At 67.1% G+C, this 24,805-nt stretch carries 27 protein-coding genes and 1 pseudogene; 11 read left to right on the forward strand and 17 right to left on the reverse strand.

Annotated elements, in window-relative coordinates:
• Window positions 1-43: 43 nt before the first annotated feature.
• Window positions 44-2,172 (forward strand): annotated as a pseudogene (gene bchD / locus ACXMDY_RS12725) (magnesium chelatase ATPase subunit D).
• A gap of 30 nt (window positions 2,173-2,202) precedes the next feature.
• Here the strand turns inward: bchD and ACXMDY_RS12730 are convergent.
• Window positions 2,203-3,156 carry an MlaD family protein gene (locus ACXMDY_RS12730; RefSeq protein ID WP_259702738.1) on the reverse strand — a complete coding sequence of 318 codons (954 nt, stop codon included), beginning with the start codon at window positions 3,154-3,156 and terminating at the stop codon, window positions 2,203-2,205.
• A gap of 6 nt (window positions 3,157-3,162) precedes the next feature.
• Window positions 3,163-3,984 carry an ABC transporter ATP-binding protein gene (locus tag ACXMDY_RS12735; protein WP_259702739.1) on the reverse strand — a complete coding sequence of 274 codons (822 nt, stop codon included), beginning with the start codon at window positions 3,982-3,984 and terminating at the stop codon, window positions 3,163-3,165.
• A gap of 146 nt (window positions 3,985-4,130) precedes the next feature.
• On the opposite strand from ACXMDY_RS12735, the gene ACXMDY_RS12740 reads away from it, so the two are divergent.
• A complete protein-coding gene (locus ACXMDY_RS12740) occupies window positions 4,131-5,465 on the forward strand; it encodes a gluconeogenesis factor YvcK family protein (RefSeq protein WP_259702740.1) in 1,335 nt (444 codons plus the stop codon).
• Between the two features lie 12 nt (window positions 5,466-5,477).
• On the opposite strand, the gene ACXMDY_RS12745 is transcribed toward ACXMDY_RS12740, so the two are convergent.
• Genes ACXMDY_RS12745 through ACXMDY_RS12755 form a run of 3 tightly spaced genes read right to left on the reverse strand, consistent with a single transcriptional unit; the run spans window position 5,478 to window position 7,189 of the window.
• Window positions 5,478-6,056, reverse strand: coding sequence for an NAD(P)H-quinone oxidoreductase subunit J (locus ACXMDY_RS12745; RefSeq protein ID WP_259702741.1), 579 nt, complete (start codon window positions 6,054-6,056; stop codon window positions 5,478-5,480).
• The gene (locus tag ACXMDY_RS12750; protein WP_259702742.1) at window positions 6,049-6,813 is read right to left on the reverse strand and encodes an NADH dehydrogenase subunit K; all 765 of its coding nucleotides are present in this window, start codon (window positions 6,811-6,813) and stop codon (window positions 6,049-6,051) included. The genes ACXMDY_RS12745 and ACXMDY_RS12750 overlap by 8 nt, the downstream gene beginning before the upstream one ends.
• Window positions 6,814-6,826: 13 nt before the next feature.
• Window positions 6,827-7,189: an NAD(P)H-quinone oxidoreductase subunit 3 gene (locus tag ACXMDY_RS12755; RefSeq protein ID WP_259702743.1), complete on the reverse strand. Its 363-nt coding sequence runs from the start codon at window positions 7,187-7,189 to the stop codon at window positions 6,827-6,829.
• A gap of 126 nt (window positions 7,190-7,315) precedes the next feature.
• On the opposite strand from ACXMDY_RS12755, the gene ACXMDY_RS12760 reads away from it, so the two are divergent.
• The 6 genes from ACXMDY_RS12760 (at window position 7,316) to ACXMDY_RS12785 (ending at window position 9,599) form a co-directional block, all read left to right on the forward strand.
• Complete coding sequence (locus ACXMDY_RS12760) at window positions 7,316-7,741, forward strand: rubredoxin (protein WP_399235735.1); 426 nt, start codon at window positions 7,316-7,318, stop codon at window positions 7,739-7,741.
• 5 nt (window positions 7,742-7,746) lie between these two features.
• A complete protein-coding gene (locus tag ACXMDY_RS12765; protein ID WP_259702745.1) occupies window positions 7,747-8,742 on the forward strand; it encodes a photosynthesis system II assembly factor Ycf48 in 996 nt (331 codons plus the stop codon).
• A gap of 88 nt (window positions 8,743-8,830) precedes the next feature.
• Window positions 8,831-9,079 (forward strand): cytochrome b559 subunit alpha, encoded by a 249-nt coding sequence (psbE, locus tag ACXMDY_RS12770; RefSeq protein WP_255088494.1) that lies wholly within the window; start codon window positions 8,831-8,833, stop codon window positions 9,077-9,079.
• A 4-nt stretch (window positions 9,080-9,083) separates the two neighbouring features.
• Window positions 9,084-9,221 (forward strand): cytochrome b559 subunit beta, encoded by a 138-nt coding sequence (gene psbF / locus ACXMDY_RS12775; protein WP_071800397.1) that lies wholly within the window; start codon window positions 9,084-9,086, stop codon window positions 9,219-9,221.
• A gap of 9 nt (window positions 9,222-9,230) precedes the next feature.
• Window positions 9,231-9,350: a photosystem II reaction center protein L gene (locus tag ACXMDY_RS12780; RefSeq protein WP_071800396.1), complete on the forward strand. Its 120-nt coding sequence runs from the start codon at window positions 9,231-9,233 to the stop codon at window positions 9,348-9,350.
• Window positions 9,351-9,398: 48 nt separating this feature from the next.
• A complete protein-coding gene (locus ACXMDY_RS12785; RefSeq protein ID WP_259702746.1) occupies window positions 9,399-9,599 on the forward strand; it encodes a photosystem II reaction center protein J in 201 nt (66 codons plus the stop codon).
• Here ACXMDY_RS12785 and ACXMDY_RS12790 read toward each other — a convergent pair.
• From ACXMDY_RS12790 to gcvT, 9 genes are all read right to left on the reverse strand, one after another.
• The gene (locus ACXMDY_RS12790; protein WP_259702747.1) at window positions 9,575-10,597 is read right to left on the reverse strand and encodes an NAD-dependent epimerase; all 1,023 of its coding nucleotides are present in this window, start codon (window positions 10,595-10,597) and stop codon (window positions 9,575-9,577) included. The two genes, ACXMDY_RS12785 and ACXMDY_RS12790, sit on opposite strands and share 25 nt — an antisense overlap.
• A 29-nt stretch (window positions 10,598-10,626) precedes the next feature.
• Window positions 10,627-12,063, reverse strand: coding sequence for a nucleotide sugar dehydrogenase (locus ACXMDY_RS12795; protein WP_259702748.1), 1,437 nt, complete (start codon window positions 12,061-12,063; stop codon window positions 10,627-10,629).
• Window positions 12,060-13,364 (reverse strand): histidine--tRNA ligase, encoded by a 1,305-nt coding sequence (gene hisS / locus ACXMDY_RS12800; protein ID WP_259702754.1) that lies wholly within the window; start codon window positions 13,362-13,364, stop codon window positions 12,060-12,062. The genes ACXMDY_RS12795 and hisS overlap by 4 nt, the downstream gene beginning before the upstream one ends.
• A gap of 40 nt (window positions 13,365-13,404) precedes the next feature.
• A complete protein-coding gene (locus tag ACXMDY_RS12805; RefSeq protein WP_259702749.1) occupies window positions 13,405-14,349 on the reverse strand; it encodes a UDP-glucuronic acid decarboxylase family protein in 945 nt (314 codons plus the stop codon).
• A gap of 58 nt (window positions 14,350-14,407) precedes the next feature.
• On the reverse strand, window positions 14,408-15,070 hold the full coding sequence (locus ACXMDY_RS12810; RefSeq protein WP_259702750.1) for a 7-carboxy-7-deazaguanine synthase QueE: 663 nt from the start codon (window positions 15,068-15,070) through the stop codon (window positions 14,408-14,410).
• Window positions 15,071-16,717, reverse strand: a complete 1,647-nt coding sequence (locus ACXMDY_RS12815) for a CTP synthase (protein WP_457767638.1) — start codon at window positions 16,715-16,717, stop codon at window positions 15,071-15,073.
• A 173-nt stretch (window positions 16,718-16,890) separates the two neighbouring features.
• Entirely contained in the window at window positions 16,891-17,376 is a 486-nt protein-coding gene (locus tag ACXMDY_RS12820) for a Dps family protein (protein ID WP_259700837.1), read from the reverse strand.
• Between the two features lie 163 nt (window positions 17,377-17,539).
• Window positions 17,540-19,363, reverse strand: coding sequence for an aspartate--tRNA ligase (aspS, locus tag ACXMDY_RS12825; RefSeq protein WP_259700838.1), 1,824 nt, complete (start codon window positions 19,361-19,363; stop codon window positions 17,540-17,542).
• Between the two features lie 86 nt (window positions 19,364-19,449).
• Window positions 19,450-20,610: a glycine cleavage system aminomethyltransferase GcvT gene (gene gcvT / locus ACXMDY_RS12830; protein WP_259700839.1), complete on the reverse strand. Its 1,161-nt coding sequence runs from the start codon at window positions 20,608-20,610 to the stop codon at window positions 19,450-19,452.
• A 168-nt stretch (window positions 20,611-20,778) separates the two neighbouring features.
• Between gcvT and ACXMDY_RS12835 the strand changes: the two genes are divergently transcribed.
• Together ACXMDY_RS12835 and ACXMDY_RS12840 are read left to right on the forward strand one after the other, a co-directional pair.
• Window positions 20,779-21,027, forward strand: a complete 249-nt coding sequence (locus ACXMDY_RS12835) for a hypothetical protein (protein ID WP_259700840.1) — start codon at window positions 20,779-20,781, stop codon at window positions 21,025-21,027.
• A gap of 197 nt (window positions 21,028-21,224) precedes the next feature.
• On the forward strand, window positions 21,225-21,584 hold the full coding sequence (locus ACXMDY_RS12840; RefSeq protein ID WP_259700841.1) for a cyclic nucleotide-binding domain-containing protein: 360 nt from the start codon (window positions 21,225-21,227) through the stop codon (window positions 21,582-21,584).
• Here ACXMDY_RS12840 and speB read toward each other — a convergent pair.
• Window positions 21,578-22,480 carry an agmatinase gene (speB, locus tag ACXMDY_RS12845; RefSeq protein ID WP_399235718.1) on the reverse strand — a complete coding sequence of 301 codons (903 nt, stop codon included), beginning with the start codon at window positions 22,478-22,480 and terminating at the stop codon, window positions 21,578-21,580. The two genes, ACXMDY_RS12840 and speB, sit on opposite strands and share 7 nt — an antisense overlap.
• A gap of 36 nt (window positions 22,481-22,516) precedes the next feature.
• Window positions 22,517-23,407 (reverse strand): polyamine aminopropyltransferase, encoded by an 891-nt coding sequence (gene speE, locus ACXMDY_RS12850; protein WP_259700842.1) that lies wholly within the window; start codon window positions 23,405-23,407, stop codon window positions 22,517-22,519.
• Between the two features lie 110 nt (window positions 23,408-23,517).
• Here speE and arfB point away from each other — a divergent pair, with 110 nt between their 5' ends.
• Window positions 23,518-23,952, forward strand: a complete 435-nt coding sequence (arfB, locus tag ACXMDY_RS12855; RefSeq protein WP_457767639.1) for an alternative ribosome rescue aminoacyl-tRNA hydrolase ArfB — start codon at window positions 23,518-23,520, stop codon at window positions 23,950-23,952.
• On the opposite strand, the gene mazG is transcribed toward arfB, so the two are convergent.
• Complete coding sequence (gene mazG, locus ACXMDY_RS12860) at window positions 23,931-24,803, reverse strand: nucleoside triphosphate pyrophosphohydrolase (protein ID WP_259700844.1); 873 nt, start codon at window positions 24,801-24,803, stop codon at window positions 23,931-23,933. The two genes, arfB and mazG, sit on opposite strands and share 22 nt — an antisense overlap.
• Window positions 24,804-24,805: the final 2 nt, after the last annotated feature.

The following is a 24,805-nucleotide window of genomic DNA, read 5'->3' on the forward strand; positions in this document are numbered from 1 at the left end:
TGATCGGCCAGACTGGCCCCCACCCAAACCGGTCTTTTCCTCCATGGTCGCAAGCGGCGTGCAGCCAGCCCCTCGACCCGGTTCGGGTTCGGTGCGTCAGCCAGCGGCCGGGGCCTTCCCGCTGGTGGCGATCACCGGCCATGGCACCCTCAAGCTGGCTCTGCTGCTGGCCGCTGTCGACCCCGGCCTGGGCGGAGTGGTGATCGCGGGGGGGCGTGGCACTGGCAAGTCGGTGCTGGCCCGGGGCCTCCATGCCCTGCTGCCTCCGATCGATGTGGTGGATTGCAGCCAGAACGCCGATCCCAGACGGCCCGAGGAGTGGGATGCCGCCACCCGTCGGCGCATCACCGAACTGGGCGGGGATGCCAGCGGCGCTGACCCCACCGCCCTGCTGCCTGCCCGGGTGATTCCGGCGCCCTTCATCCAGATCCCGCTCGGCATCACCGAAGACCGTCTGATCGGCTCGGTGGATGTCACCGCATCGCTGGCCTCCGGAACGAGCGTCTTCCAGCCGGGTCTGCTGGCCGAGGCCCACCGCGGGGTGCTCTACGTCGATGAACTCAATCTGCTGGACGATGGCATCACCAACCTGCTGCTGGCGGCGGTGGGCTCGGGGGAGAACCGGATCGAGCGGGAGGGGCTGAGCCTCTGTCACCCCTGCCGCTGCCTGTTGATCGCCACCTACAACCCCGAAGAGGGGCCCGTGCGCGATCACCTGCTTGATCGCTTCGCGATCGCCCTTTCGGCCAATCAGTTGATCAGCACGGAGCAGCGGGTGGAGATCACCCGCTCGGCCCTGCTGCATGGCGAGGCGGCCGCAGCCTTCGTGAGCCGCTGGCAGGATGAAACCGATGCCCTGGCCACCCAGTTGCTGCTGGCCCGCCAGTGGTTACCGGATGTGCGGATCGCCCGGGAGCAGGTGCTCTATCTGGTGAATGAAGCCATCCGTGGCGGCGTGGAGGGCCATCGGGCCGAGCTCTATGCGGTGCGGGTGGCCCGGGCCCATGCGGCCCTCAGTGGCCGAGATCTCGTCGATGCCGACGATCTGCAGGTGGCTGTTCGCCTGGTGATCGCGCCTCGGGCACTGCAGCTTCCTCCCCTGATCCCGACCAGCCCCTGGAGCCGCCGCCACCCCCGGCAGACCCGCCCCCGTCCGATCCGCCTGCGGAGGAGCCGCCGCCACAGGACGATGCCGAGGAGCCGGACCCGCCGGAGCCTCCCGATCAGGACGAGGCCGAAGCCGACCAGGACAGCCCCGATGATCAGGCGCCACCGTCGATTCCCGAAGAGTTTCTGCTCGATCCCGAAGCCACCGCGATCGATCCTGATCTGCTCCTGTTCGCGGCAGCGAAGACCAGGCGCGGTGGCAGCGGCAACCGTTCCGTCGTGATCAGCGACAGCCGCGGCCGCTACGTCAAACCGATGCTGCCCCGCGGGCCGGTGCGGCGGATCGCCGTTGATGCCACCCTGCGGGCCGCCGCTCCCCATCAGAAGGCGAGACGGCAGCGGGAGCCCCACCGCCGGGTGATCGTCGAGGACGGCGACCTGCGGGCCAAGCAACTGCAGCGCAAGGCGGGTGCCCTGGTGATCTTCCTGGTTGATGCCAGTGGTTCGATGGCGCTCAACCGCATGCAGAGCGCCAAGGGTGCCGTGCTGCGGTTGCTCACCGAGGCCTATGAAAACCGCGACCAGGTGGCCCTGATCCCCTTCCGGGGCGAGCAGGCGGAGGTGCTGCTGCCCCCCACCCGCTCGATCACGGCGGCGCGGCGGCGGCTGGAGCAGATGGCCTGTGGCGGTGGCTCACCCCTGGCCCATGGCCTCACCCAGGCGGCAAGGGTGGGGGCCAATGCCCTGGCCAGCGGCGATCTCGGCCAGGTGGTCGTCGTGGCGATCACCGATGGCCGCGGCAATGTGCCGCTGAGCCGCTCGCTCGGTCAGCCGGTGCTGGAGGGGGAGGAGCCGGTGGATCTCCGGGAGGAGCTCCGCCTCGTGGCCGGGCGCTACCGCGCCCTTGGCCTCAAGCTGCTGGTGATCGACACCGAGCGCAAGTTCATCGGCAGCGGCATGGGCAAGGAGCTGGCCGAGGCAGCCGGTGGCCGTTATGTGCAGTTGCCCAAGGCCAGCGACCAGGCGATTGCCGCGATCGCCCTGGAAGCTCTCAACGGCACCTGAAGGCCCAAGGGAGAACCCTCTGAACGGGTCCTACTCCGCTGGTTTGGCCTTGCCGGCCCTGCCCTTTTCTGCCTGGTCCCGGGCCAGGCCCGTCTGGGCCGGATAGAGCTCATCAAACAACTGGCCCAGTCCGATCGCCACGCTGCGGACCCCATCCATGAACATCGGGTCGCTGGTGAGCTTGTTCACATCGCCCCCCACCGCATCGACCCGGGCGGTGAGCCGCTGGGCGTTGCTGACCGTGGTCTTGAGCTCGGCCAGGGTCTTGGGGTTGTCGAGAGTGGCAGTGAGGTTGCGCACGTGCCGGCCGGCGGTGGCGGCATCGGCACTGGCGGCGTTCAGATTGGCAAGGATAGGATCGGCCTTGCCCACGGCCGCGTTCAGCTCCTTCACCAGCCGCTGCGCTTCCTTCAGGAAGACCTGGGCCTCCTTGGAGGTGGCATCGAAGCTGCGGGTGGTGGAGGCGATCTGGGGCAGGATCTGTTCCCGTTCAGCCTGGGCAAGCAATTTCTGCATCAGTTCGGTGACGCTGCTCAGGCTGGCGGCGGCGACACCCTTGAGTTCATTGCCGGCGCAGACCATCACCGCCTTGTCGCAGTTCGGATCGCGGGGGTTCGGGCCATTGGCGGCAAGGGGATTGCCGGTGCTGATCAAGGCGACCTGGGCATCCCCCCCCAGCAGGGAACCGGTCTGCACCTGGGCGATGGTGGGTCTGGCCAGGCGCAGCCTGGGATCGCTGATCTCCAGTTCGGCCAGCACCGCTGCCGAGGTGGTTTTGAGGCTCTTGACGCTGCCCACCTGCACGCCGCGATAGATCACCGGGGAGCGGTCCGCCAGGCCGGCGGCATCCTCAAAACTCGCCTTGACGATCCAGTTGTTCTGACTCAACGAGACCCCTCGCAGCCAGAGCCACAGGCCAAAGCTGCCGACTACAGCGCCGAGCAGGGTGAATCCGACCAGAGCCTCACGCACGCTACGCCGCATGTCGTATCAGAGCTCCGCTGGTTGCATCGGGCCCTGCAGACTACCGCTGCGAAACTGGACCACATAGGGGTTCTGCGTGGTAGTGAAGGCTTCGGTGGGGCCGCACCACTGCACTCTGCCGTCGTAGAGCATCGCCACCCGCTCGGCCGAGCGCAGGATCGTGCTCATCACATGGCTCACCACCACCGAACATCCACCCGCCATCCGGCTGCTGGTGACGATCAGATCCTCGATGCGCGTGCAGGCCACCGGATCCAGGCCGGCGGTGGGTTCGTCGAACAGCAGCACGGGGTGTTGGCCGGTGGAGCGGCTGGGGTCCTCGATCAGGGCGCGAGCAAAGCTCACCCGTTTCTGCATGCCGCCGCTGAGTTCTCCAGGCAACAGGTTTTCGATGCCCAGCAATCCGACGGCTTCCAGCGCCTGATGGACCCTGGCTCGGATGTCCCGGTCGCGCAGGCCGCTGTGTCGGTAGAGGAGGAAGCCCACGTTCTCGCCCACCGTCAGGGAGGCCAGCAGGGCAGGGTTCTGGAACACCAGCCGCACGTCGGGGGGGTGCGGTTGGTCGATGCGCAGGTAGCGCTGGGGGATGCCGTTGACGCGCAGTTCCCCGTCGCTGGGCAGCAGCAGGCCGGCGAGGATGCGCAGCACGGTGGATTTTCCCGTTCCCGATGGCCCCACCACCGCCAGCCGCTCCCCTTCCAGGAGGGTCAGGTTGACGTCGTCGAGAACGGTGTTGGAGCCCCAGCGCATGCTGAGGTTGACCAGCTCCACCACTGGTTGCGAACGGCTGGGGCCCGATGGCGGTGCCGGGTTTTCCTTGTCGTTCATTCGTACAGTTCCATCGACTCCGTGCTGTGGCGTGAAGCCCTGTCGGTTTGAACTCCCAGCGCCCCCATCTGCCCCGACGCCTGAGCGGTCGGTCGGTACGCCGTCCGGGTTGGATCGGTCGGGGAGATCGGCGTCAACAGGATCTGATGAGCCGCTCCAGGCGGGCCGTGCGCTGGCTGCAGCCCGGTCTGGTGGTGAAGCGCTGGGTTTTCACCTCCGGTCTTGGGCTGGTGCTGGCCCTGCTGGGGGCCGCCATCCTCGCCGATCTCAAGCCGATCTACTGGTCACTGGAATCGCTGAACTGGCTGCTCTCTCAGCTCACCCAGGTCCTGCCCAGTGGAATCACCGGCCCCGTGGTGCTGCTGATTGGTGCGGCCCTGGTGATCTGGGGTCAGAGCCGCAGCTTCGACTCGATCCAGCAGGCCCTGGCCCCGGAGAAGGGCACCGTGCTGGTGGATGCCCTGATGGCCCAGCGGCGGCTGAACCGGGGTCCCAGTGTCGTGGCGATCGGCGGCGGTACCGGCCTGGCCACCCTGCTCAGCGGCCTCAAGCGTTACAGCAGCAACATCACCGCCATCGTCACCGTGGCTGACGATGGTGGCAGCAGTGGTGTGCTGCGCCGCGAACTGGGGGTCCAGCCCCCCGGGGACATCCGCAACTGCCTGGCCGCCCTGGCCCGGGAGGAACCGTTGCTGACCCGGTTGTTCCAGTACCGCTTCCAATCCGGCAGTGGGCTTGAGGGCCACAGTTTCGGCAATCTTTTTCTCAGCGCCCTCACGGCGATCACCGGCAGCCTGGAGTCGGCGATCACCGCCAGCAGCCGGGTCCTGGCTGTTCAGGGTCAGGTTGTGCCTGCCACCACGGCGGATGTGCGCCTCTGGGCGGAGCTGGAGAACGGCGAGCGAATCGAGGGCGAATCCAGCATCGGCCATGCCACCAGCCCGATCGTGAGGCTCGGCTGCATCCCGGAGCGTCCACCGGCCCTGCCGCGGGCCCTCGAAGCCATCGCCAATGCCGAACTGATCGTGCTCGGCCCCGGCAGCCTCTACACCTCGTTGCTGCCCAATCTGCTGGTGCCCCAACTGGTTGAGGCGATCAGCCGCAGCAAGGCGCCCCGCCTCTACATCTGCAATCTGATGACCCAGCCCGGTGAAACCGACAGGTTGGACGTGGAGGGCCACCTGCGCGCGATCGAAGCCCAGCTGGCCAGCCTGGGTGTGGAAGAGCGACTGTTCACGGCGGTGCTCGCCCAGGAGACCATCGCCGACAATCGCCTGATCGACCACTACCGGGCCCGGGGGGCGGAACCGGTGATCTGCGACGGGCCGAAGTTGCGGAGCCAGGGCTATGAGGTGATGCAGGCTGCCTTGCAGGGCACCCAGCCCACAGCCAGCCTCCGCCATGATTCCCGCAGCCTCGCCCAGGCGGTGATGCGCTTCTACCGCAGGATGAAGGGAAACAGGGGACAGGAGTTCAGCTGAGCGGCGGCCGGCTCAGTAGGCATCCTGGAGTTCGTAGAAATCGGGCTGCACGTAGTCCTTACGGAGCGGGAAGCCCTTCCAGTCTTCGGGCATCAGCAGGCGCTTGGGGTGGGGATGCCCCACGAATTCAACCCCGTACATGTCGAAGGTTTCGCGCTCCTGCCAGTCGGCGCCGCGGTAGAGGCCATAGAGGCTGGGGATTCTGAGCGCTCCGTCCCTGGCAAGGAACACCTTCAGGCGCACCTCTTCGGGCCGGCTGCCCGGAGCGGGAGCTGGATCAGCCGCCGCACCCAGCTTGACGAGGTGATAGAAGCTCACCAGCCGTCCACCGGCCCCTTCGTCGTAGCCGCCCTGACATTGCAGGTAATCGAAGCCCGTTGCCTTCAGGGCCGTGGCCAGCAACGGCAGGGCTTCCGGTTCCACACCGATCAGTTCGACGCCGACATGGTCGGTCCCGAGGCAGTCGTGATCAAAACCCTGGGAGCTGAGCCATTGGCTGACCGGGCCCGGAGTGGCGGCAACGAGCTCAGCGGTTGCGGGCTGCCTGGCTGGCTCCTGGGCAGGAGCTGAATCGGAGCTGGGATCAGGCATCGGTGTTGACGCTGGTGGCGGGGATCGGCTCGGCTGTGGGGGCAGGGTCGGCTGTGGCCGTGATCGGCAGGCCGGAGGATTCGGCCAGGGCCGCCACCTGGGTTTCCGCCTTGAGATAGGCGCCGGTGATGATCGGCTCGACGGCTTTGAGCTGGTGGCTGATCGTCAGATAGCGGTGGGTGGGGAGCAGGTTGCCTCGCTCGGCCAGAGCCTCATTACCCACTTTCTTGCGCAACTTGATCACGGCGTCGAAGATCGCCTCAGGCCGAGGCGGGCAGCCGGGGATGTACAGATCCACAGGGATCAGTTTGTCAACGCCGCGCACGGCAGTGGTGGAGTCGGCGCTGAACATGCCGCCGGTGATCGTGCAGGCACCCATGGCGATCACGTACTTGGGTTCCGGCATCTGCTCGTAGAGGCGGACAAGGGCCGGGGCCATCTTCATGGTCACCGTGCCGGCGGTGATCAGCAGGTCGGCCTGGCGGGGACTGGAGCGGGGCACAAGGCCGAAGCGGTCGAAGTCAAAGCGGGAGCCGAGCAGGGCGGCGAACTCGATGAAGCAGCAGGCCGTTCCATAGAGGAGGGGCCAGAGGCTGCTGAGCCTCGCCCAGTTGTGTAGGTCGTCGAGGCTGGTGAGGATCACGTTCTCGGATAGATCCGAGGTGACCGTGGGAGCTCCGATCGGGTTGCAGGTGGCGGCGCGCAGATCGCGCAGGGCCTCGATCGATGGGGAAACAGGGGAAGGGGTGATCGTCATCGTGAGAGACCGGTTAGCTCCATTCGAGGGCGCCCTTGCGCCAGGCGTAGGCCAGGGCCACCACCAGGATCGAGATAAAGATGAGGGCCTCGATGAAGGCCAGCAGGCCGAGCCGGTTGAACGCCACGGCCCAGGGGTAGAGGAACACCGTTTCCACGTCGAAGATCACGAAGACCAGCGCGAACATGTAGTAGCGGATGTTGAACTGGATCCAGGCCCCGCCGATCGGCTCCATGCCCGATTCGTAGGTGAGCCGCCGCTCGCCGCTGCGGGATTTCGGAGCAACGAGCTTGTTGGTGACAAGGGCCAGCACCGGAACCGCCGCTGAGATCAGCAGAAAGCCCAGGAAGGCGTCATAGCCGGGGAGAACGAACATCAGCCGACCGAACCTGGCGGGAAGTCTGGCATCCACCGGCGGAAATCGAAGGATCCAGCCCAGCCATCAGGCTGCTGATCGGAGGGTCTCGATAGAGTTGGCGGCATCGGCAGGGTGTCCATCGCCATGGTCAGTGGTCAGGACAACGAGCCGCAGAACGATCTGCCCCCTGAAACCGTTGCCACCGAGCCGGTGACGGCACCTGCCATCGAGCCGGTGACGGCGCCTGCCACCGATCCCGCCAGCCATCGCTTCGAGTGCCGCAGCTGCGGCTTCGTCTACGACCCCGATGAGGGCATTCGCAAGCTGAAGATCGAAGCAGGCACCCCCTTCAGCGCCCTTGACCCGGTGGGTTTCCGCTGTCCGGTCTGCCGCAGCCGGGTCGGCGCTTTCCGTGACATCGGTCCGCGCAGTCAGGCGAGCGGCTTCGAGCAGAACCTCGAGTTCGGCCTCGGCGTCAACAAGCTCACCCCGGGCCAGAAGAATGTGCTGATCTTCGGGGGCTTCGCCCTCGCTTTCGCCTTTTTCCTTTCCCTCTATTCCCTTCGTTGAGCCCCGTGAACCGTCTGCTCTCCTCCCTGCTCTCCCTTGTGCTTGCCGTTGGCCTCAGCTTCGGGCTCACTGGCTGCGTCACCTCGGGTCTGGCCTTGACGGCAACGAGCCCCTGGCAGCCGCTGCAGCTGAACACCACCTCCAGCCCCCTCGATCTGGCCTTCAGCGATGATCGGCATGGCTTCCTGGTGGGCAGCAACCGCCTGATCCTGGAAACCGACGATGGCGGATCCAGCTGGCAGGAGCGGGCACTGGCTCTGCCGGAAGGCGATAACTACCGTTTGATCAGCGTCGATTTCAACGGCCGCGAGGGCTGGATCGCCGGCCAGCCTGGTCTGCTGCTGCACAGCACTGATGCCGGCCAGAACTGGGAGCGCCTCCTGCTCGACACGAAGCTACCCGGCGAGCCCTACCTGATCACGGCTCTCGGAGCCCAGCAGGCCGAGCTGGCGACCGATGTGGGAGCCATCTACCGCACAGGTGATGGCGGCTCCAGCTGGCAGGCGGAGGTGAGCGATGCGGCCGGAGCCGTCCGCGATCTGAGACGCTCGCCTGATGGTGCGTACGTGAGCGTCTCGAGCCTGGGCAATTTCTTTGCCACCTGGGTGCCGGGACAGGAGATCTGGCAGCCCCATCAGCGGATCAGCAGTCAGCGGGTGCAGAGCATGGGATTCCAGCCTCAGGGGACCCTCTGGATGGTCACCCGGGGAGCCCAGCTCCGCTTCAATGCCGATGCCTCCGACCTTGATCAGTGGAGCAAGCCTGTGATTCCGATCACCAACGGCTTCGGCTATCTGGATATGGCCTGGGACCCCACCGGGGCGATCTGGGCTGGTGGGGGCAGCGGCACGTTGCTGGTCAGCCGGGATCAAGGCGCCAGCTGGCAACGGGATCCGGTGGGGTCTGAGCAACCGACCAATTTCAACCGCATCGTCTTCACCCCTGATGGCAAGGGCTTCGTGCTGGGTGAGCGGGGCAACCTGTTGCGCTGGGTGGCCTGACCGTCGCCGCTGTGTAACCAACCACCCGATCCCTTCCCGATGCTCCCGGGTCGACCCTTAAGATTCAGCAGCTGAATTGCCCGCTGCCATGGCTGCCGGCTCCACCGGGGAACGCCCCTTCTTCGAGATCATCACAAGCATCCGCTACTGGGTCATCCATGCGGTCACCTTGCCTGCCATCTTCCTGGCCGGCTTTCTGTTCGTGTCCACCGGGCTGGCTTACGACGCCTTCGGAACGCCGAGGCCTGATGCCTATTTCCAGGCTCAGGAGGCCAAGGCGCCTGTGGTTAGCCAGCGCTACGAAGGCAAGAGCCAACTTGATCTGCGCCTGAAGTGATTCCATGAGCCAATCGCCAACCGCCACCACGCCACGCAACTACCCGATCTTCACGGTGCGCTGGCTCTCTGTTCATGCCCTGGGAGTTCCAACGGTGTTTTTCCTGGGCGCCCTGGCCGCCATGCAGTTCGTCCGTCGCTGATTCAGAACCATGGAGCGCAACCCCAATCCGAACAACCTGCCCGTTGAGCTGAACCGCACCAGCCTTTATCTGGGCTTGCTGCTGGTCTTCGTGATCGGCGTGTTGTTCACCAGCTACTTCTTCAACTGAAATTCAGCATCAGCTGAATTCTGTTCAACGCAATCCCGACATCTCGCCATGAGCGGTAAGAAATCAGGCCTCCCCGATGGCCGCATTCCAGATCGTCTCCCCGACGGCCGGCCCGCCGTTCCCTGGCGCAGCCGTTGGACCGAAGGGGCCCTTCCCCTCTGGTTGGTGGCCACAGCCGGCGGAATCGCCGTGATCTTCGTGGTCGGTCTCTTCTTCTACGGCTCCTACGTCGCGGTCGGCTCAGCCTGAATCCAGCTTCGATACCAATCGGCAAAGCGCCCCACTCCTTCGGTGAGGGGCGTCTGGGGGGCAAAGCCAACCCAGCTCTCCAGGGCTGAGGTGTCAGCCGCCGTGGAGGTCACGTCGCCTGGCTGCATCGGCTCCAGTTGCTGAATCGCAGCGCGACCCAGGCATTTCTCCAGCACGGTGATGAACTCCAGCAGCGCAACGGGCTGGCTGTTGCCGATGTTGAACAGTCGATGGGGCACCGCCGCCGTGGCCGGATCCGGCGCCATGGGATCGAAATCGGTTGCTGCCGTTGCCGGCTTGTCGAGGCAGCGCACCACCCCTTCGACAATGTCGTCGATGTAAGTGAAATCACGCTGCATCAGGCCCCGGTTGAACACCCGGATCGGCTCGCCCGCCAGGATCGCCCGGGCGAACAGCATCGGCGCCATGTCTGGTCGTCCCCAGGGGCCGTACACGGTGAAGAAGCGCAGGCCGGTGGCCGGCAAGCCATAGAGGTGGCTGTAGGTGTGGGCCATCAGCTCATTGGCCTTCTTGGTGGCGGCATACAGGCTGACCGGATGGTTCACGGCGTGCTGTTCCGAGAACGGCAGGAGCTGGTTGCCGCCATAGACCGAGCTGCTGGAGGCATAGACCAGATGGCTGATGCCGTTGTGCCGGCAACCCTCCAGAATTGAGAGAAACCCCACCACGTTGCTGTTCACGTAGGCGAGGGGATTCTCCAGCGAGTAGCGAACCCCCGCCTGGGCGGCGAGGTGCACCACCCGGTCGGGGCGCTCGCTGGTGAACAGCTCCGCGATCGCGCTGCCGTTGGCCAGGTCCAGCTGCTGGAACTGAAACGAGGGCTCCAGCAGCAGCCGCTGCAGCCGGGCCTGCTTCAGGGCCGGGTCGTAGTAACTGTTCAGGTTGTCGAGGCCGATCACCCGCTCCCCGCGTGCGAGCAGTCGCTCAGCCACGGCGGCGCCGATGAAGCCCGCTGCTCCGGTGACCAGCACACTCATCGGTCGGGTCCGTTGTGTGGTTCAACCATTCAGCTGCCCTCCCCGACCCGCCAGACCTTCAGCCCGGCTGCCCGGGCCGCTGCCGCATCGGTGATGGCGCGGGCATCGAACAGCCAGGCGGGGCGGCGCATCCGTGAGGCGATTGCCGACCAGTCGAGCTCGCCGAAGGCGCTCCATTCGGTGAGGACCACAACGGCATCAGCGCCGGTGACAGCCTCCAGCACGGAGGTGCTGCTCTGCCAGCTGCCATCGCCGCCAGGGCCACTGCCATCACCTGCCGCTTCCGGGCGGCCAAGGTCGCGGCTGATCTGACCGCCGCCCACCTTGGGGTCGTGAATCGCCAGATGGGCGCCCTCTTCGAGCAGGTCGCGGCAGATCCGGATCGCCGGCGCTTCCCTGGTGTCATTGGTGTCGGCCTTGAAGGCGAAGCCGAGCACGGCGATCCGTTTGCCGCTCACCGTGCCGAACAGGCTGGCCACCACCAGCCGGGCGATCCGCTGCTGCTGCCAGCTGTTGAGCTCCACCACCTGCTGCCAGTAGCGGGCCACTTCTTCGAGGCGGTAGTGGCGGCAGAGGTAAACCAGGTTGAGGATGTCCTTCTGGAAGCAGCTGCCGCCGAAACCAGGCCCCGCGGCCAGAAAGCGGCTGCCGATGCGCGAATCCGTGCCGATCGCCCGTCCCACCTCGCGCACATCGGCACCGGTGGCCTCGCAGAGGGCGGCGATCGCATTGATCGAGGAGATCCGCTGGGCCAGGAACGCATTGGCGGTGAGCTTGGAGAGTTCGCTGCTCCAGAGGTTGGTGCGCAGGATCCGCTCCGGTTTCACCCAGTGGCCATAGACCGAGGCGAGCGCCTCGATCGCGGCGGCTTCATCGCCGCCGATCAGCACCCGGTCGGGGTTCTCCAGATCCTTGATCGCGGTGCCTTCCGCCAGAAACTCGGGATTGGAGAGGACTGCGAAGGATTTGGCGCCGTTGGATGAAGGTTCGGAGCCGGGTTGGCCCTGGGCGGCACTGAGGATCGCCTGGACGGTTTCGGCCGTGCGCACCGGCAGGGTGCTTTTCTCGACCACGATCGTGTGACCCTGGGCCGAGGCGGCCACCTGGCGGGCGGATGCCTCGATCCAGCGCAGATCGGAGGCTTCTCCGGCGCCGATTCCGCGGGTTTTGGTGGGGGTGTTCACCGAGAGGAACACCATGTCCGCGGCGGCGATCGCCCCATCCACTGCAGTGCTGAAGTGCAGGTTGCGGCCCCGGCAACGCTCCACCACGGCGGCCAGGCCAGGCTCGTAGACGGGCAGCTGGCTGGTGTCGGGGTCGTTCCAGGCGGCGATCCGGGCCACGTTGAGATCCACCACTGTGACCTGGATGTCCGGGCAGTGGTCGGCGATCACCGCCATCGTGGGTCCCCCCACGTAGCCGGCGCCGATGCAGCAGATGGTGCGGATCTCCAGAGTGGTGCTCATCGGGTTAAGGGAGCCAGGCAATCCGACTGAGCATCGCAGAGATCACTCAGCAGGAGCCGAACCGTGTCCGATGGAGCAAGGCGCTGTTCGACGGCGTTGCGGAGATCCTTGAGGATCACCATCCCCTGGTCGCTTTCGCCCTCACCGATCAGCACCGCCCAGGGCGCTCCTGAGCGATTGGCCCGTTTGAGCTGTTTAGCGAAGGCGGCTCCGGAAAGGTCCAGTTCCACCGCGCAACCGCCCCGCCGCAGCTGCTGGGCCAGGGCCAGGGCCTCCAGTTCGGCCGTCTCCCCGCGGCTGACGAGATAGACATCGGCTGCCTTCGCCCCAGCCAGCCCCTTGGCTGCTTCCTTGCTGCTGAGCAGAAGCACAAGCCGCTCCAGCCCGATCGCCCAGCCCACCGCCGGGGTGGCCGTGCCGCCCAGTTCCTCGACCAGGCCGTCGTAACGGCCTCCCCCGCAGACCGTGGCCTGGGCTCCCAGCTCACCGCTGGTGATCTCGAAGGCCGTGTGGGTGTAGTAATCCAGGCCCCGCACCAGCCGGGGGTTGAGCCGGTAGGGAATCTCCAGTTGGTCCAGCGCCCGACGGACCCGCTCGAAGCGTTGCCGGCTGGCTTCACTGAGACAGTCGCCGAGCAGGGGGGCGCCGGTCAGGATGGCCTGGGTGTCGGGCGACTTGCTGTCGAGGATGCGCAGGGGGTTCGTGTCGATCCGCGCCTGGGCCTCGGGATCGAGCTGGTGGCGGCGTGCATCCAGCCACTCGACCAGCACGGCCCGGTAGTGGGCCCGGTCGGTGGCATCGCCCAGGGAATTGAGCTCCAGGGTCAGCGCCTGGATTCCCAGCGCAGCGAGCAGATCCCAGGCGATCGCGATCGCTTCGGCATCGCTGCGGGGATCGGCGAAGCCGAGCAGCTCGACGCCAAGCTGGTGGAACTGGCGCTGACGCCCCGCCTGGGGACGCTCGTAGCGGAACATCGGCCCGCCGTACCAGAGCCGCTGCGGCCCCAGGTTGAGCAGGCCGTGCTGCAGCACCGCTCGCACCACCGATGCCGTGCCCTCCGGCCGCAGCGTGCAACGGCGCTGGCCGCGGTCTTCGAAGCTGTACATCTCCTTGCCCACCACATCGGTGGCGGCGCCGATGCCACGGGCGAACAGCTCGGTGGCCTCCAGCAATGGTGTGCGGATCTCCGTGAGTGCGGCCCGGTGGAACTGGCGCTGGGCGCAGGCTTCGATGGCCTGCCAGAGCGCCATTTGCTCCGGCAGCAGATCCACCATGCCCCGAAGGCTCTGCAGTTTCTCCACACCGACGTTCAGCACTGCGCCCAGTTTGCGGGAGCGCCGCTCAGGCCTCCAGGCGACGCCTGAAGTCGGCGATGGTGCGATCCAGACCCTCGCTCAGATCCACGCTGGGCTCCCAGCCCAGTTCCTGCTGAGCCAGGGTGATCACCGGCTGCCGCTGGAGTGGATCGTCCTGGGGCAGTGGCAGGGTGACCAGGGGGAGTGACGGATCGATCCGCTCACGTACCAGCTCGGCCAGCTGACGAATCGTGAATTCGCCGGGGTTGCCGATGTTGATCGGGCCGGGGTGATTCCCGTTCATCAGGCGGATCAGGCCCTCGACCAGGTCGTCGACGAAACAGAAACTGCGGGTCTGGCTGCCATCGCCATAGAGGGTGAGCGGCTCGCCGCGCAGGGCCTGCACAATGAAATTGCTCACCACACGGCCGTCGTCCGGCAACATGCGGGGACCGTAGGTGTTGAAGATCCGGGCGATGCGGATTTCGGTGTCGTGCATGCGGTGGTAGTCGTAGCAGAGGGTTTCCGCCACCCGCTTGCCCTCGTCGTAGCAGGCGCGGATGCCATGGGTGTTGACGCAGCCCCGGTAGCTCTCCGGCTGGGGGTGAACATCCGGATCGCCATACACCTCGCTGGTGCTGGCCATCAGCAGCCTGGCGCCGACCCGGCGGGCCAGGCCGAGCATGTTGTAGGTGCCGAGGAAGCTCGTCTTGGCGGTCTTGATCGGGTTGTGCTGGTAATGCACCGGCGAGGCGGGACAGGCCAGGTGCCAGACCCGGTCCACCTCCAGCCGGATCGGTTCGGTGACATCGTGGCGGACCAGCTCGAAGCGTGGATGGCCGATCCAGCCGGCGATGTTCAGCTTGCGGCCGGTGAAGTAATTGTCGAGGCAGATCACCTCGTCGCCCGCCTCCATCAGCCGGTCGACCAGATGGGATCCGACGAAGCCGGCACCACCGGTGACGAGATGGCGCCTTGGCGTGGTGCTCACACGAATCGGTCAGGGTTTCGTGAGTGTATGGCTGCTGCCATGGCTGTGCTTCCGGCGCTCAGCGCAGGCCCAGCCATTTGTGGGTCTGCAGACTGAGCCGCCAGCCAGGCTGGTGGTGTACGAAGCCGATCGCCGCCGCCAGGCCCGCCGGGCTCTCCCAGCCGGGCTGCAGCAGCAGCAGGGGCGGAGCGGCCGTTGGCGCACCAGTGGCGCTCCGGCGTTCCTGGATCGCCGCGGCCGCCATCGCTTCGGCGAAGGTGAGATCAGCGGGGCCGTGAACCACCACCTTGAGCTCGTCGCAACGGGCCAGGGCCTCGCGGCTCGGGGGGAGATGGGGCTTGGGGGAGAGGGTGATCCAGGCAAAGCGGCCCGAGAGCGGATCCACGCCGCTGGTTTCGAGATGGATCGGCAGCGGGTGCAGGGCGGCACAGAGGGCATCGAGCTGGTGGTGAAGCGGCTCTCCGCCGGTGATCACCACAAAGCCGGCGCCAGCATCGGCTGCCGTTTGCGCCAGGGCGGCCAGCTCCGCTGTCGATTGGTTCGGATGCACGCCTGCAGGCCAGGAGTGCTTGGTGTCGCACCAGGAGCAACCCACGCTGCAACCACCCAGTCGGATGAAGAAGGCGCTGCGGCCGGCGTGCGCCCCCTCGCCTTGCAGGGAGTGAAAGGTTTCGACCACCGGCAGCGAAACGGGATCGTTTGCGAAGCTTGATTCGGCCATTCAACGGGAGACCGGCACCCCACAGGGCTGGGCTGCGCTCAGCTCCAGAGCCTCCCGCTGCTGGGCCGCTTCGATCAGGCCGCGGCAGAGGGGGTGGGGTTTGCCGGGGCGGGAGAGGAACTCGGGGTGGAACTGGCAGGCGGTGAAGAAGGGATGATCGCCCAGTTCAATCAGTTCCACCAGGCGGCCGTCCGGAGACGTGCCGCTGATCGTGAAGCCTGATTCGAGGAACAGGTTGCGGTAGGCGTTGTTGAACTCGTAGCGGTGCCGGTGCCGCTCATAGACCACTTCTTCCCCGTAAAGACGGGACGCCAACGTGCCGGAAGCCAGGCGGCATGGGTAGACCCCGAGTCGCATCGTGCCGCCCAGGTCGACCACATCCAGTTGCTCCGGCAGCAGGTGGATCACCGGGTGGAGGGTCTCGGGGTCGAGTTCGGCACTGGTGGCCTCCGGGAGCCCCGCCAGGTTGCGGGCCCACTCGATCACGGCGCACTGCATGCCGAGGCAAAGACCAAGAAAAGGCACCCTGTGCTCCCGTGCCCAGCGGATCGCCGTCACCTTGCCGTCGACTCCCCGGTTGCCGAATCCGCCCGGCACCACCACCGCGTCCATGCCCTCCAGCAGGGCATCAGGCCCCTGGGCTTCGATCTGCTCTGCGCAGACCCAGCGCAGGTCGAGGGAGGCGTCGCGATCGATGCAGGCGTGGCGCAACGCCTCCACCACCGAGAGGTAGGCATCGTTGAGGCTCACGTACTTGCCCACCAGGGCCACCTTCACCGTGGGCCCCGGATTGCGCAGTTTCCGTACCAGCTCCGCCCAGCGGGCCATGTCGCTGGCGCGATCGTCGAGCCCCAGCACGTCGAGAACTTCGCGGCAGAGGCCCTCGCGCTCCAGGGCGATCGGCACCGCGTAGATGCTGTCGGCATCGAGGGCGGGGATCACCGCCCTGGTGGAAACGCCACAGAAGCCGCCGATCTTGGCCTTGAGCTCGTCGCTGATCGGTCGGTCGCTGCGGCAGACGAGCAGATCGGGCTGGATGCCGATCGAGCGCAGCTCCTTGACCGAGTGCTGGGTGGGCTTGGTCTTGATCTCGCCGGAGGTGCCGATGTAAGGCAGCAGGGTGACGTGCACGTAGGCGAGGTCGCGACGACCCACATCGCCGCGGAATTCCCGGATCGCCTCCAGGAAGGGCAGCGATTCGATGTCGCCGACGGTGCCGCCGATCTCGGTGATCACCACATCAACGCCGCTGTCGGCGGCGACCCGATGGATGCGTTCGCGAATCTCCCGGGTGATGTGGGGGATCACCTGGACCGTGCCGCCGTTGAAGTCGCCGCGGCGTTCCTTGTTGATCACCGCCTGGTAGATCGAGCCGGTGGTCACGCTGTTGAGGCGCGACATGGCGGTGTCGGTGAAGCGTTCGTAGTGGCCCAGGTCAAGGTCGGTTTCAGCGCCGTCCTGGGTGACGAACACCTCGCCGTGCTGGTAAGGGCTCATCGTGCCCGGATCCACGTTCAGATAGGGATCGAGCTTGAGGATCGAAACGCTGTAGCCCCGGCTCTTCAGCAGCCGGCCCAGGCTGGCAGCCACGATCCCCTTGCCGATGCTCGACACCACCCCACCGGTCACAAAAACGAACTTCGCCATGGGTGGTGGAGCCTGAGGCGTTGGCGGACACACCAATCTATCGACCTCCCATCAGTAAGAAATCCCTCTCATAAATCCTCCAACCCCGCCCCCAACCCCTGACGCCCTCGGGTCTGGCTGCGGCCGTTGCGCCCGCTACGCGGGCAACACGGCCTGCGCCGGACCCGAGGGCGTCAGCCCTCCAGCAGGCTGCGCAGCATCCAGGCGGTTTTTTCGTGGATCTGCAGGCGCTGGGTGAGCAGGTCGGCGGTGGGTTGGTCGTTGGCCGCATCGGCCAGGCTGAACACCGATCGGATCGTGCGGGCCACGGCTTCATGGCCCTGCACCAGTTCATGCACCATGGCGAGGGCGGCGGGGACGCCTTCGGTTTCAGGAATCGAAGACAGGCCTGCGTAGGTGGCGCCGCCGTAGGGGGCCGGGAAACCGAGGGCGCGGATCCGCTCGGCGATCAGGTCGAGGGCCGTCCACAGCTCGGTGTACTGGTCCATGAACATCAGATGGAGCGTGTTGAACATCGGCCCGGTGACGTTCCAGTGAAAGCCGTGGGTCTTGGCGTAGAGCACGGTGCTGTCGGCCAGGACGCGGCCGAGCCCCGCGGCGATCTGCTGCCGCTGAGCTTCGGGGATGCCGATGTCGATCGGGGGCGCGGTGATGGCCATGGGGGATTCGCGGGAGAAGGGTGGACCTCGTTCTAGCCGTGGGGATGCGGCCAGTGGCACCATCGCCACGGCCCGTGGCAAACGTTGGCTGGGGCGGTGGTGCGCTCAGCGGTGATGGCTGGGGCTGGAGGGCTCATCTGCCGTGGCTGCGGCTGGAGCTCGCTCAGACTTCCTCTTCCACCCAGGTGCTGGCCACGTGCAGCTCCTGCAGTTGCTTCAACGACACATCAGCCGGGGCCTGAGTGAGCAGGCAGCGGGCCTGCTGCGTCTTGGGGAAGGCGATCGTGTCGCGGATCGACTCCTCACCGGCCAGCAGCATCACCATGCGATCAAGGCCGAAGGCGATACCGCCGTGGGGCGGGGCGCCCATGTCGAGCGCTTCGATCAGGAAGCCGAACTGCCGCTCGGCTTCTTCCAGCGGCAGGCCGATGGTCTGCAGCACCTGCTTCTGCAGGGCCGCATCGTGAATGCGCAGCGAGCCGCCTCCCAGTTCCAGGCCGTTGAGCACCAGGTCGTAGGCCTGGGCGCGGGCGGTGGGCAGGCTGGTGGGCCAGCCCGTGGGGTCGGCGCCGAGATCGGCGGCGTTGGGCGCACAGAAGGGATGGTGCAGGGCCTCCAGGCGGTTCTCCTCGGCGTTGAACTCGAACATCGGAAAATCCACCACCCAGAGGAAGTTCCAGGCACCACCGGCGCCGCTGGCGGGCACCAGAGCCAGCTCACGGGCCAGGAACTGGCGCACCCGATCGAGCGCCTTGTTCACCGTGGCGGTGTCGCCGGCGCCGAACAGCAACAGGGTGCCGGGCTCAGCGCCGGTGCGACGCAGCAGTTCGGCCTTGCCCTCGGCGCTCAGGTTGTCCTTGATGGCGCCGATGCTGTCGATCTCGCCGCCGTCGCGCACGCGGATGAAGGCCAGGCCCCCAGCGCCGGCGGTGGTGGCTTCAGAGAACACGTCGCCGCCGGGCTTGATGCGCACGTTGCTGATCGCGTCGTTGCCGCCGGGGATCGCGATGCACTTCACCGCTCCGCCCGCCGCCACGGCGCCGGAGAACACCTTGAAGCCACTGGTGGCCACGATGTCGCTCACATCGACGAGCTCCAGGCCGTAGCGGGTGTCGGGCCGGTCGGTGCCGTAGCGGTCCATCGCCTCCTGCCAGGTGAGCCGGGGGAAGGGGCTGGGCAGCTCGATTCCCTTGGCGGCGCGCCAGATGGTGGCGATCAGCCGTTCGTTGAGCTGCAGGATCTGCTCCTGCTCCATGAAGCTCATCTCCAGGTCGAGCTGGGTGAACTCCGGCTGGCGGTCGGCGCGCAGGTCTTCGTCGCGGAAGCAGCGGGCCACCTGGTAGTAGCGCTCGATGCCGCCCACCATCAGCAGTTGCTTGAACAGCTGGGGCGACTGGGGCAGAGCGAACCACTCGCCGCCACACACCCGGCTGGGCACCAGATAGTCGCGGGCGCCTTCAGGGGTGGAGCGGGTGAGCACGGGGGTTTCCACCTCGATGAAGCCCTCGTCCTCAAGGAAACGGCGGGCCGCCTGGATGGTCTGGGCGCGCAGGCGCAGGTTGCCGTTCATGCGCTCACGGCGCAGATCCAGATAGCGGTGGCGCAGGCGCAGTTCCTCCCGCACCGGCGTGTCGTCGTGCACCGACACAGGGAAGGGCAGATTGCCGCGCACCTCATTGAGCACCTCGATCGCGGCAGCCAGCACTTCGACGCCGCCGGTGGCGAGCCGCTCGTTGCGGGATTCGGCGGGGCGATCGCGCACCGTGCCTGACACCTTCAGCACGGTTTCATTGCGCAGCCGCTCGGCCGCGGCGAACGCGGCGGGGGAAAGATCGGGGTCCACCGTGATCTGCACGGTGCCGCTGCGGTCGCGCAGATCGATGAAGATCACGCCGCCGTGATCACGCCGCCGGTCCACCCAGCCGCACAGGTCCACTGCCTGACCCGTGGCATCGCTGCGCAGGTCGCCGCATCCGTGGCTGCGCATGGGGGAAATCGAGGGGAAGGGCGAGTTTCCCACAGGGGGCAGGAGCCACGGCCTCAGCGGCTCAGGGGCGCCAGGGCCTGGGCGGCTCAAGGGCGCCGGTAGAAGGGCCGCTTCACCACCACCGCCGGGTGCGTCCGCCCGCGAACCTCCACAGCCAGCTCCGTGCCGGGCCTGGCGGCGGTGGCGGGCACATAGGCCAGGGCGATCGCCTCCTCCAGGGTGGGCGACCAGGTGCCGCTGGTGACTTCTCCCACCACCTGGCCGTCCTGCAGCACCGGGTAGCCGTGGCGGGCGATCGCCCGGCCCTGCAGCTTCAAACCCACCAGCCGTCGGCTCACGCCAGTGGCTGTCTGACTTTCGAGAGCGGCGCGGCCGATGAAGTCGGCGGGCATCTCCAGGTGGACCAGCCAACCGAGCGAGGCCTCCAGTGGGGTGGTGGTGGCATCCATGTCGCTGCCGTAGAGATGCATGGCCGCCTCCAGGCGCAGGGTGTCGCGGGCGCCGAGACCGCAGGGGCTCACCCCCTCCGCCAGCAGTTGCTCCCAGAGGTCCAGGCCCGCCTGCCGGTCCAGCAGCAACTCGAAGCCGTCTTCGCCGGTGTAGCCGGTGCGGGCCACGAACACGGAAGTCCCGGCCGCGGCGCCGCCGGCGCTGCCCGCCAGCACCAGGTCGCGATGACCGAAACGGGGCAGCCCGGCCAGGCTTTCGCCGGCCAACGCCTCCAGCCGGGCAGGCGCTTCGGGGCCCTGCAGGGCGAGCAGCACACCATCCACCTTGCGATCCTCGATGGCCACGCCATCGGCAGCCAGCTGGCTGCGGATCCAGGCGGTGTCGGCTTCGGCGCAGCCGGCGTTGATCACCAGCAGCAGGGTGTCGGTGGGTCCGGCAGCCGCGTCGACTCGGCCCTTGTCGTAGACGATCAGATCGTCACGAATGCCGCCGGCATCGTTGAGCAGCACTGTGTAAAGAGCTTCACCTGGCCCGATCCGACCGAGATCGCTTGGAACAAGACGCTGCAGGGATTCCTTCACGCCATCGCCCTGCAGCAACAGAACTCCCATATGGGAAATGTCGAACACCCCGCAGTGCCCCCGCACGGCCTTGTGCTCCTCGATCAGCCCCTTGAACTGAACCGGCATCTCCCAACCCTCGAAGGGCACCATCCGCCCTCCGTGTTGCTGGCAGAGCGCCGCCAGGGGGGTGCGCCTCAGCGGCTGGGCCGCCGCTGGCGCTGAAGGAACGGCCATGGCAGAGAGAGGGCATGCGTGGATCGGGGGATCCTATGGAGACCGGCGGGCTGCCTGGCCGTTCCAGCCCCGGTGGGGCTCAATCCCGAAGACTTCCGGGAGGTTCGGTTCTTACCTCGCTCAATGGTCTCCACGTTCTGTACTTTGTGGATCATCCCTGGATCAGTCATGGGCCAGCGCCCAAGTTGTCGAAGCTGCAGTCACTGCCTCCCCCCTGCTGGGAGCGAGGCGGGCTGGTGCAAGCTCCGACGGCTGGCGATCCATGCCGAATGGAGTGGCGAACTGTCTTGCCACCATTGGACCCTGCCGGTGAATGGCGGCAATGAAGGGTCCCATCAACGCTTTCCAGTGCTAGCTCAGGCCCGCGCTGATCAGCAGCTCTGCCTGGCTGACCTGCTCGATCCGGTTCCCGCCTGATCCCGGGAGGGCAGGCTCAAAGGGCCCTCGAAATCGCCTATTATTTTCTGCTGGCTCTTTGGCCTGCGAACATGTCTCTGGCCAGTGGCCAGGGAGCTGGGAACAGCGCACCATGGGCCTGGTTCACACGTTGCTTTTCTGTTCTGCAAGGAGGTAGATGATTGGTCAAATCCGCGACAGCGCTTCCGGTTGAGTTGTTGGCCTCCCAGGTGGATGGCGAAACCTTCACTCTGCCCACCGGCACCCTGATCTTTCGAGAAGGCGACCACGCCAATGAGATCTACGGGCTGCGAAAGGGAATCGTCGAGTTGATCGATAAATCGGGGGAGCGGGTCTGCTATCGCCCCGGTGAACTGTTCAGCTACTTGGACATCCTCTGGCGCGGTGGTTCTTTCCGCACTGATGCCGTGGCTCGAACGCCTGTCGAGGTGGTGAAGCTAGGGCGACTGAGTTTTCTGAACCTGCTCCACAACCATCCAACCCTGGCGGTGGCGTTGATCTCCCAGCAGCACCTGCGCCTGCGGGAGCAACGAGCCAGCGGCTCCTACTGCTACTGAGTCCGGCCAAGGAGCAGCAGCAGGCTGCGGGTCACCTTGGCGGCCAGAACAGCGCTGCAGCCTGTTGCATCGAGCATCGGGGCCAGTTCCACCACATCCGCCGCCACCAGTGCGTGGTGGCGGAGTTCTTCGAGCAGGCCACTGAAGTGGCCCCAGAGAAATCCTCCCGGCTCCGGCGTGCCCGTGCCCGCCATCACCGCAGGATCGAACCAGTCGAGATCCACCGTGAGGTAGATCGGCCGGCCCCGCAGCGGGGCCAGGGCGGCCACCAGGTCGGCCTGCAGGCGTTCGGGGGCCAGGGCGAGCCCCTGGCCTGCCCCCACCAACCGCCCACTGCTGCGCAGTTCGGCGAATTCAGCCCGGGTGCCACTGCGGATGGCGATCTGCAGGAGGTCGCCACTCGGCAGGACCTCCAGGCAGCGGCGCATGGCACAGGCATGGCTGTGGCGTGAGCCCAGCCAGCTCTCGCGCAGATCGGCGTGGGCATCGAGTTGCACCAGCACCAGGTCGGGATGATGGGCTGCCACCGCAGCCACGGCGCCGCTGCTGATCGAGTGCTCCCCTCCCAGCATCAGGGGGCGGAGCCCCAGGGCCAGCACCCTTTCGGTGGCCAGGCGCACGGCCTCGATGACGGGCTCAGGGGCTCCCAGCGGGATCGCCACCGCCCCGAGATCGGCAAAGGGCAGATCCTCGAGATCCAGATTGAGCTGGGGGTCGTGGGTTTCCAGGCCGGCACTCACCTCCCGGATCGCCGCTGGCCCGAAGCGGGCGCCGGGACGGAAGGAGGTGGTGCCGTCGTAAGGCACACCGAACAGCCCGACCCGGCAACCAGCCGGATCGCGGCGGCTGGCCATGAACACGGCTCCATCGGTGTCGAACAGATCGGGGGTGGTCACGAAGGCTGGAAACGGGGTTGTCAGGGCCGGAGACGCTCAGCTGTCGAGCTCCCGCTCGATCGCGGCGGGGACGGCCTCGAACGCTCCACCCTGCCAGCGGGGGCTCCAGATCTGACAAGCCGGCGCCACGGCGGCGGCCCGTTCCGGGTCGGGGTGCCGGTAGCGGGGTCCATCGGTGGCGGCAAAGGTCCAGCTCCACCAGCCGCTCGGGTACATCGGCACCCAGCCGTAGAGCGGATCGGCATGGCCGAACACCTGGCGCAACAACCGTACCGTCTCGAGATGAACGCTGCGGAAGGCCTCCGGTGATTCGCTCTGGGTGGCGAAGACGCCGCCGGGTCGCAGCAGCCGGCGGCAGTGCTCGAAAAAGACACGGTTGAACAGCCCTGTCGCCGGGCCGGCCGGATCGGAACCATCCACGAACACCACGTCGTAGCTGGCGGTGGCGGCAGCGGCCACCCAGGCGATCCCATCACCGATGGTGAGGTGGAAACGGGGATCGCTCCAGGCGCTTCCTCCCAGGGAAGGAAGGTGCTCTCGGCACAGCTCCACGACCAGGCCGTCGATCTCGACCATGTCGAGCCGGGCCACCCCGGCATGGCGCAGGCATTCGCGGGCCGTGCCGCCATCGCCGCCGCCGATCACCAGCACCCGCTCGATCCGCTCGGCACCGCAGAGGGCGGGATGCACCAGCGATTCGTGATAGTGCCGTTCCTGGTGCTCGGCTGTCATCCAGCAGCCATCGAGCAGGAGGCCCTTGCCGTAGCGCTGGCTGTCGATCACGCAGATCTGCTGAAAGGCGCTCTGTCGCTCCAGCACCACCTTCGCTTCGAGGCCATAGCGCACCCCTTCATGGATCTCATCCACCCAGCCCGTGCTGGGCTGGCCCGGCCCCTCGGCGGGGCTGTCGGCAGGAGTGGTGCTCACGCGGGGACAGGAACGAACCGATCCAGCTAAGCGCCTCGCCCCCGTCGGCTGGAACACAGGCCAGCGGAGTGCGCTCCAGGCCCAGAGTGGCCACCTGTCAGCCTGAATCGATGGCAGCTGATCTGGCCATCACGGCAGCGTTGACCATTCCCGCCACGGAGCTGGGCTGGCGCTTCTCGCGCGCCGGCGGCCCCGGCGGCCAGGGGGTGAACGCCACAGCCTCCCGCGTTGAGCTGGTTTTCCCCCTGGCCACCTCCCCCTCCCTGCCACCCCTGTTGCGGGAGCGGGCTCTGCGGCGCCTTGGCGGCACGCTGGTGGATGGGGCTGTGGTGATCGTGGCTGCGGAACACCGCTCCCAGTGGCTCAATCGCCAGGCTGCCCTGCGGCGGCTGAAGGCGCTGCTCGCCGAAGCGATCGCCCCGCCACCGCCGCCCCGTCGGCCCACCCGGCCCACGGGCGGCTCGGTGCAGCGGCGGCTGGCCGCCAAACGCCGCCGCGCCCAGGCCAAACAGCAGCGGCGGGATCAGGGCTCCCCTGACGACTGATCCACCCCCTTTGGCCTGGCCTGCTCGGCGCGGATCTCTGCCTTCGCCTGGCGCCAGAGCAGTTCGAGTTGCTCGAGATCCTGGCCGCTGAGGTCGCCGCCGAGGGCGGCCTCCACCCGGGAGAAGCGTTCCAGGAAGCGGTGGTTGGTGCCCGCCAGGCCCTCCTCCGGGTTAAGGCCGCACCAGCGGGCCACATTCACCAGGGTGAAGAGCACATCCCCGAGCTCCGTCTCGGCGTGGACCCGATCGCCGCTGGCCACCGCCTCGCGCAGCTCGGTCAACTCCTCGTCGAGCTTGGCCCACACCCCTTCGATCGTCTCCCACTCGAAGCCTGCCGCAGCGGCCTGGCGCGAGATCGTCAGGGCGCCAGCCAGGGCCGGCTGGCCGCGCACCTGCCGCCCCAGCTGCGCGCTGAGGCTGTCATCCCTGCCCCCTGCGCCGCGGGCGGCCCGCTCCTCGGCCTTGATCGCCTCCCAGCTGGGGTGAACCGCCGATCGATCGCCGAAGACATGCGGGTGGCGGCGCACCAGCTTGGCGGTGATGGCGCGGGCGATCGTGTCCAGATCGAAGCGTTGCTGTTCGGCGGCGATCCGGGCATGGAGCACCACCTGCAGCAGCAGGTCGCCCAGCTCCTCGGCCAGGTGGTCGTCGTCGCCATGGCGGATCGCGTCGGCCACTTCGTGGGCTTCTTCCAGAACGAAAGGCACCAGGGAGGCATGGGTCTGCCGCAGGTCCCAGGGACAACCGCCGCCTGGATCGCGCAGCTGATCCACCACCGCGACCAGCCCGGCGAGGGCGGTCGCGGCGGAGCGGCTGATCCCAGGGGTGTCGCGCTGCTCGGATGGGGGCATGG

The organism is Cyanobium sp. ULC082 (assembly GCF_977927535.1).

Excerpts from the sequence above, each read along its gene's own strand:
- ACXMDY_RS12730 (WP_259702738.1), bottom strand. The coding sequence starts at position 3,156 with ATGCGGCGTAGCGTGCGTGAGGCTCTGGTCGGATTCACCCTGCTCGGC.
- ACXMDY_RS12735 (WP_259702739.1), bottom strand. The coding sequence starts at position 3,984 with ATGAACGACAAGGAAAACCCGGCACCGCCATCGGGCCCCAGCCGTTCG.
- ACXMDY_RS12740 (WP_259702740.1), top strand. The coding sequence starts at position 4,131 with ATGAGCCGCTCCAGGCGGGCCGTGCGCTGGCTGCAGCCCGGTCTGGTG.
- ACXMDY_RS12745 (WP_259702741.1), bottom strand. The coding sequence starts at position 6,056 with ATGCCTGATCCCAGCTCCGATTCAGCTCCTGCCCAGGAGCCAGCCAGG.
- ACXMDY_RS12750 (WP_259702742.1), bottom strand. The coding sequence starts at position 6,813 with ATGACGATCACCCCTTCCCCTGTTTCCCCATCGATCGAGGCCCTGCGC.
- ACXMDY_RS12755 (WP_259702743.1), bottom strand. The coding sequence starts at position 7,189 with ATGTTCGTTCTCCCCGGCTATGACGCCTTCCTGGGCTTTCTGCTGATC.
- ACXMDY_RS12760 (WP_399235735.1), top strand. The coding sequence starts at position 7,316 with ATGGTCAGTGGTCAGGACAACGAGCCGCAGAACGATCTGCCCCCTGAA.
- psbE (WP_255088494.1), top strand. The coding sequence starts at position 8,831 with ATGGCTGCCGGCTCCACCGGGGAACGCCCCTTCTTCGAGATCATCACA.
- psbF (WP_071800397.1), top strand. The coding sequence starts at position 9,084 with ATGAGCCAATCGCCAACCGCCACCACGCCACGCAACTACCCGATCTTC.
- ACXMDY_RS12780 (WP_071800396.1), top strand. The coding sequence starts at position 9,231 with ATGGAGCGCAACCCCAATCCGAACAACCTGCCCGTTGAGCTGAACCGC.
- ACXMDY_RS12785 (WP_259702746.1), top strand. The coding sequence starts at position 9,399 with ATGAGCGGTAAGAAATCAGGCCTCCCCGATGGCCGCATTCCAGATCGT.
- ACXMDY_RS12790 (WP_259702747.1), bottom strand. The coding sequence starts at position 10,597 with ATGAGTGTGCTGGTCACCGGAGCAGCGGGCTTCATCGGCGCCGCCGTG.
- ACXMDY_RS12795 (WP_259702748.1), bottom strand. The coding sequence starts at position 12,063 with ATGAGCACCACTCTGGAGATCCGCACCATCTGCTGCATCGGCGCCGGC.
- ACXMDY_RS12810 (WP_259702750.1), bottom strand. The coding sequence starts at position 15,070 with ATGGCCGAATCAAGCTTCGCAAACGATCCCGTTTCGCTGCCGGTGGTC.
- ACXMDY_RS12815 (WP_457767638.1), bottom strand. The coding sequence starts at position 16,717 with ATGGCGAAGTTCGTTTTTGTGACCGGTGGGGTGGTGTCGAGCATCGGC.
- ACXMDY_RS12820 (WP_259700837.1), bottom strand. The coding sequence starts at position 17,376 with ATGGCCATCACCGCGCCCCCGATCGACATCGGCATCCCCGAAGCTCAG.
- aspS (WP_259700838.1), bottom strand. The coding sequence starts at position 19,363 with ATGCGCAGCCACGGATGCGGCGACCTGCGCAGCGATGCCACGGGTCAG.
- gcvT (WP_259700839.1), bottom strand. The coding sequence starts at position 20,610 with ATGGCCGTTCCTTCAGCGCCAGCGGCGGCCCAGCCGCTGAGGCGCACC.
- ACXMDY_RS12835 (WP_259700840.1), top strand. The coding sequence starts at position 20,779 with ATGGGCCAGCGCCCAAGTTGTCGAAGCTGCAGTCACTGCCTCCCCCCT.
- arfB (WP_457767639.1), top strand. The coding sequence starts at position 23,518 with ATGGCAGCTGATCTGGCCATCACGGCAGCGTTGACCATTCCCGCCACG.
- mazG (WP_259700844.1), bottom strand. The coding sequence starts at position 24,803 with ATGCCCCCATCCGAGCAGCGCGACACCCCTGGGATCAGCCGCTCCGCC.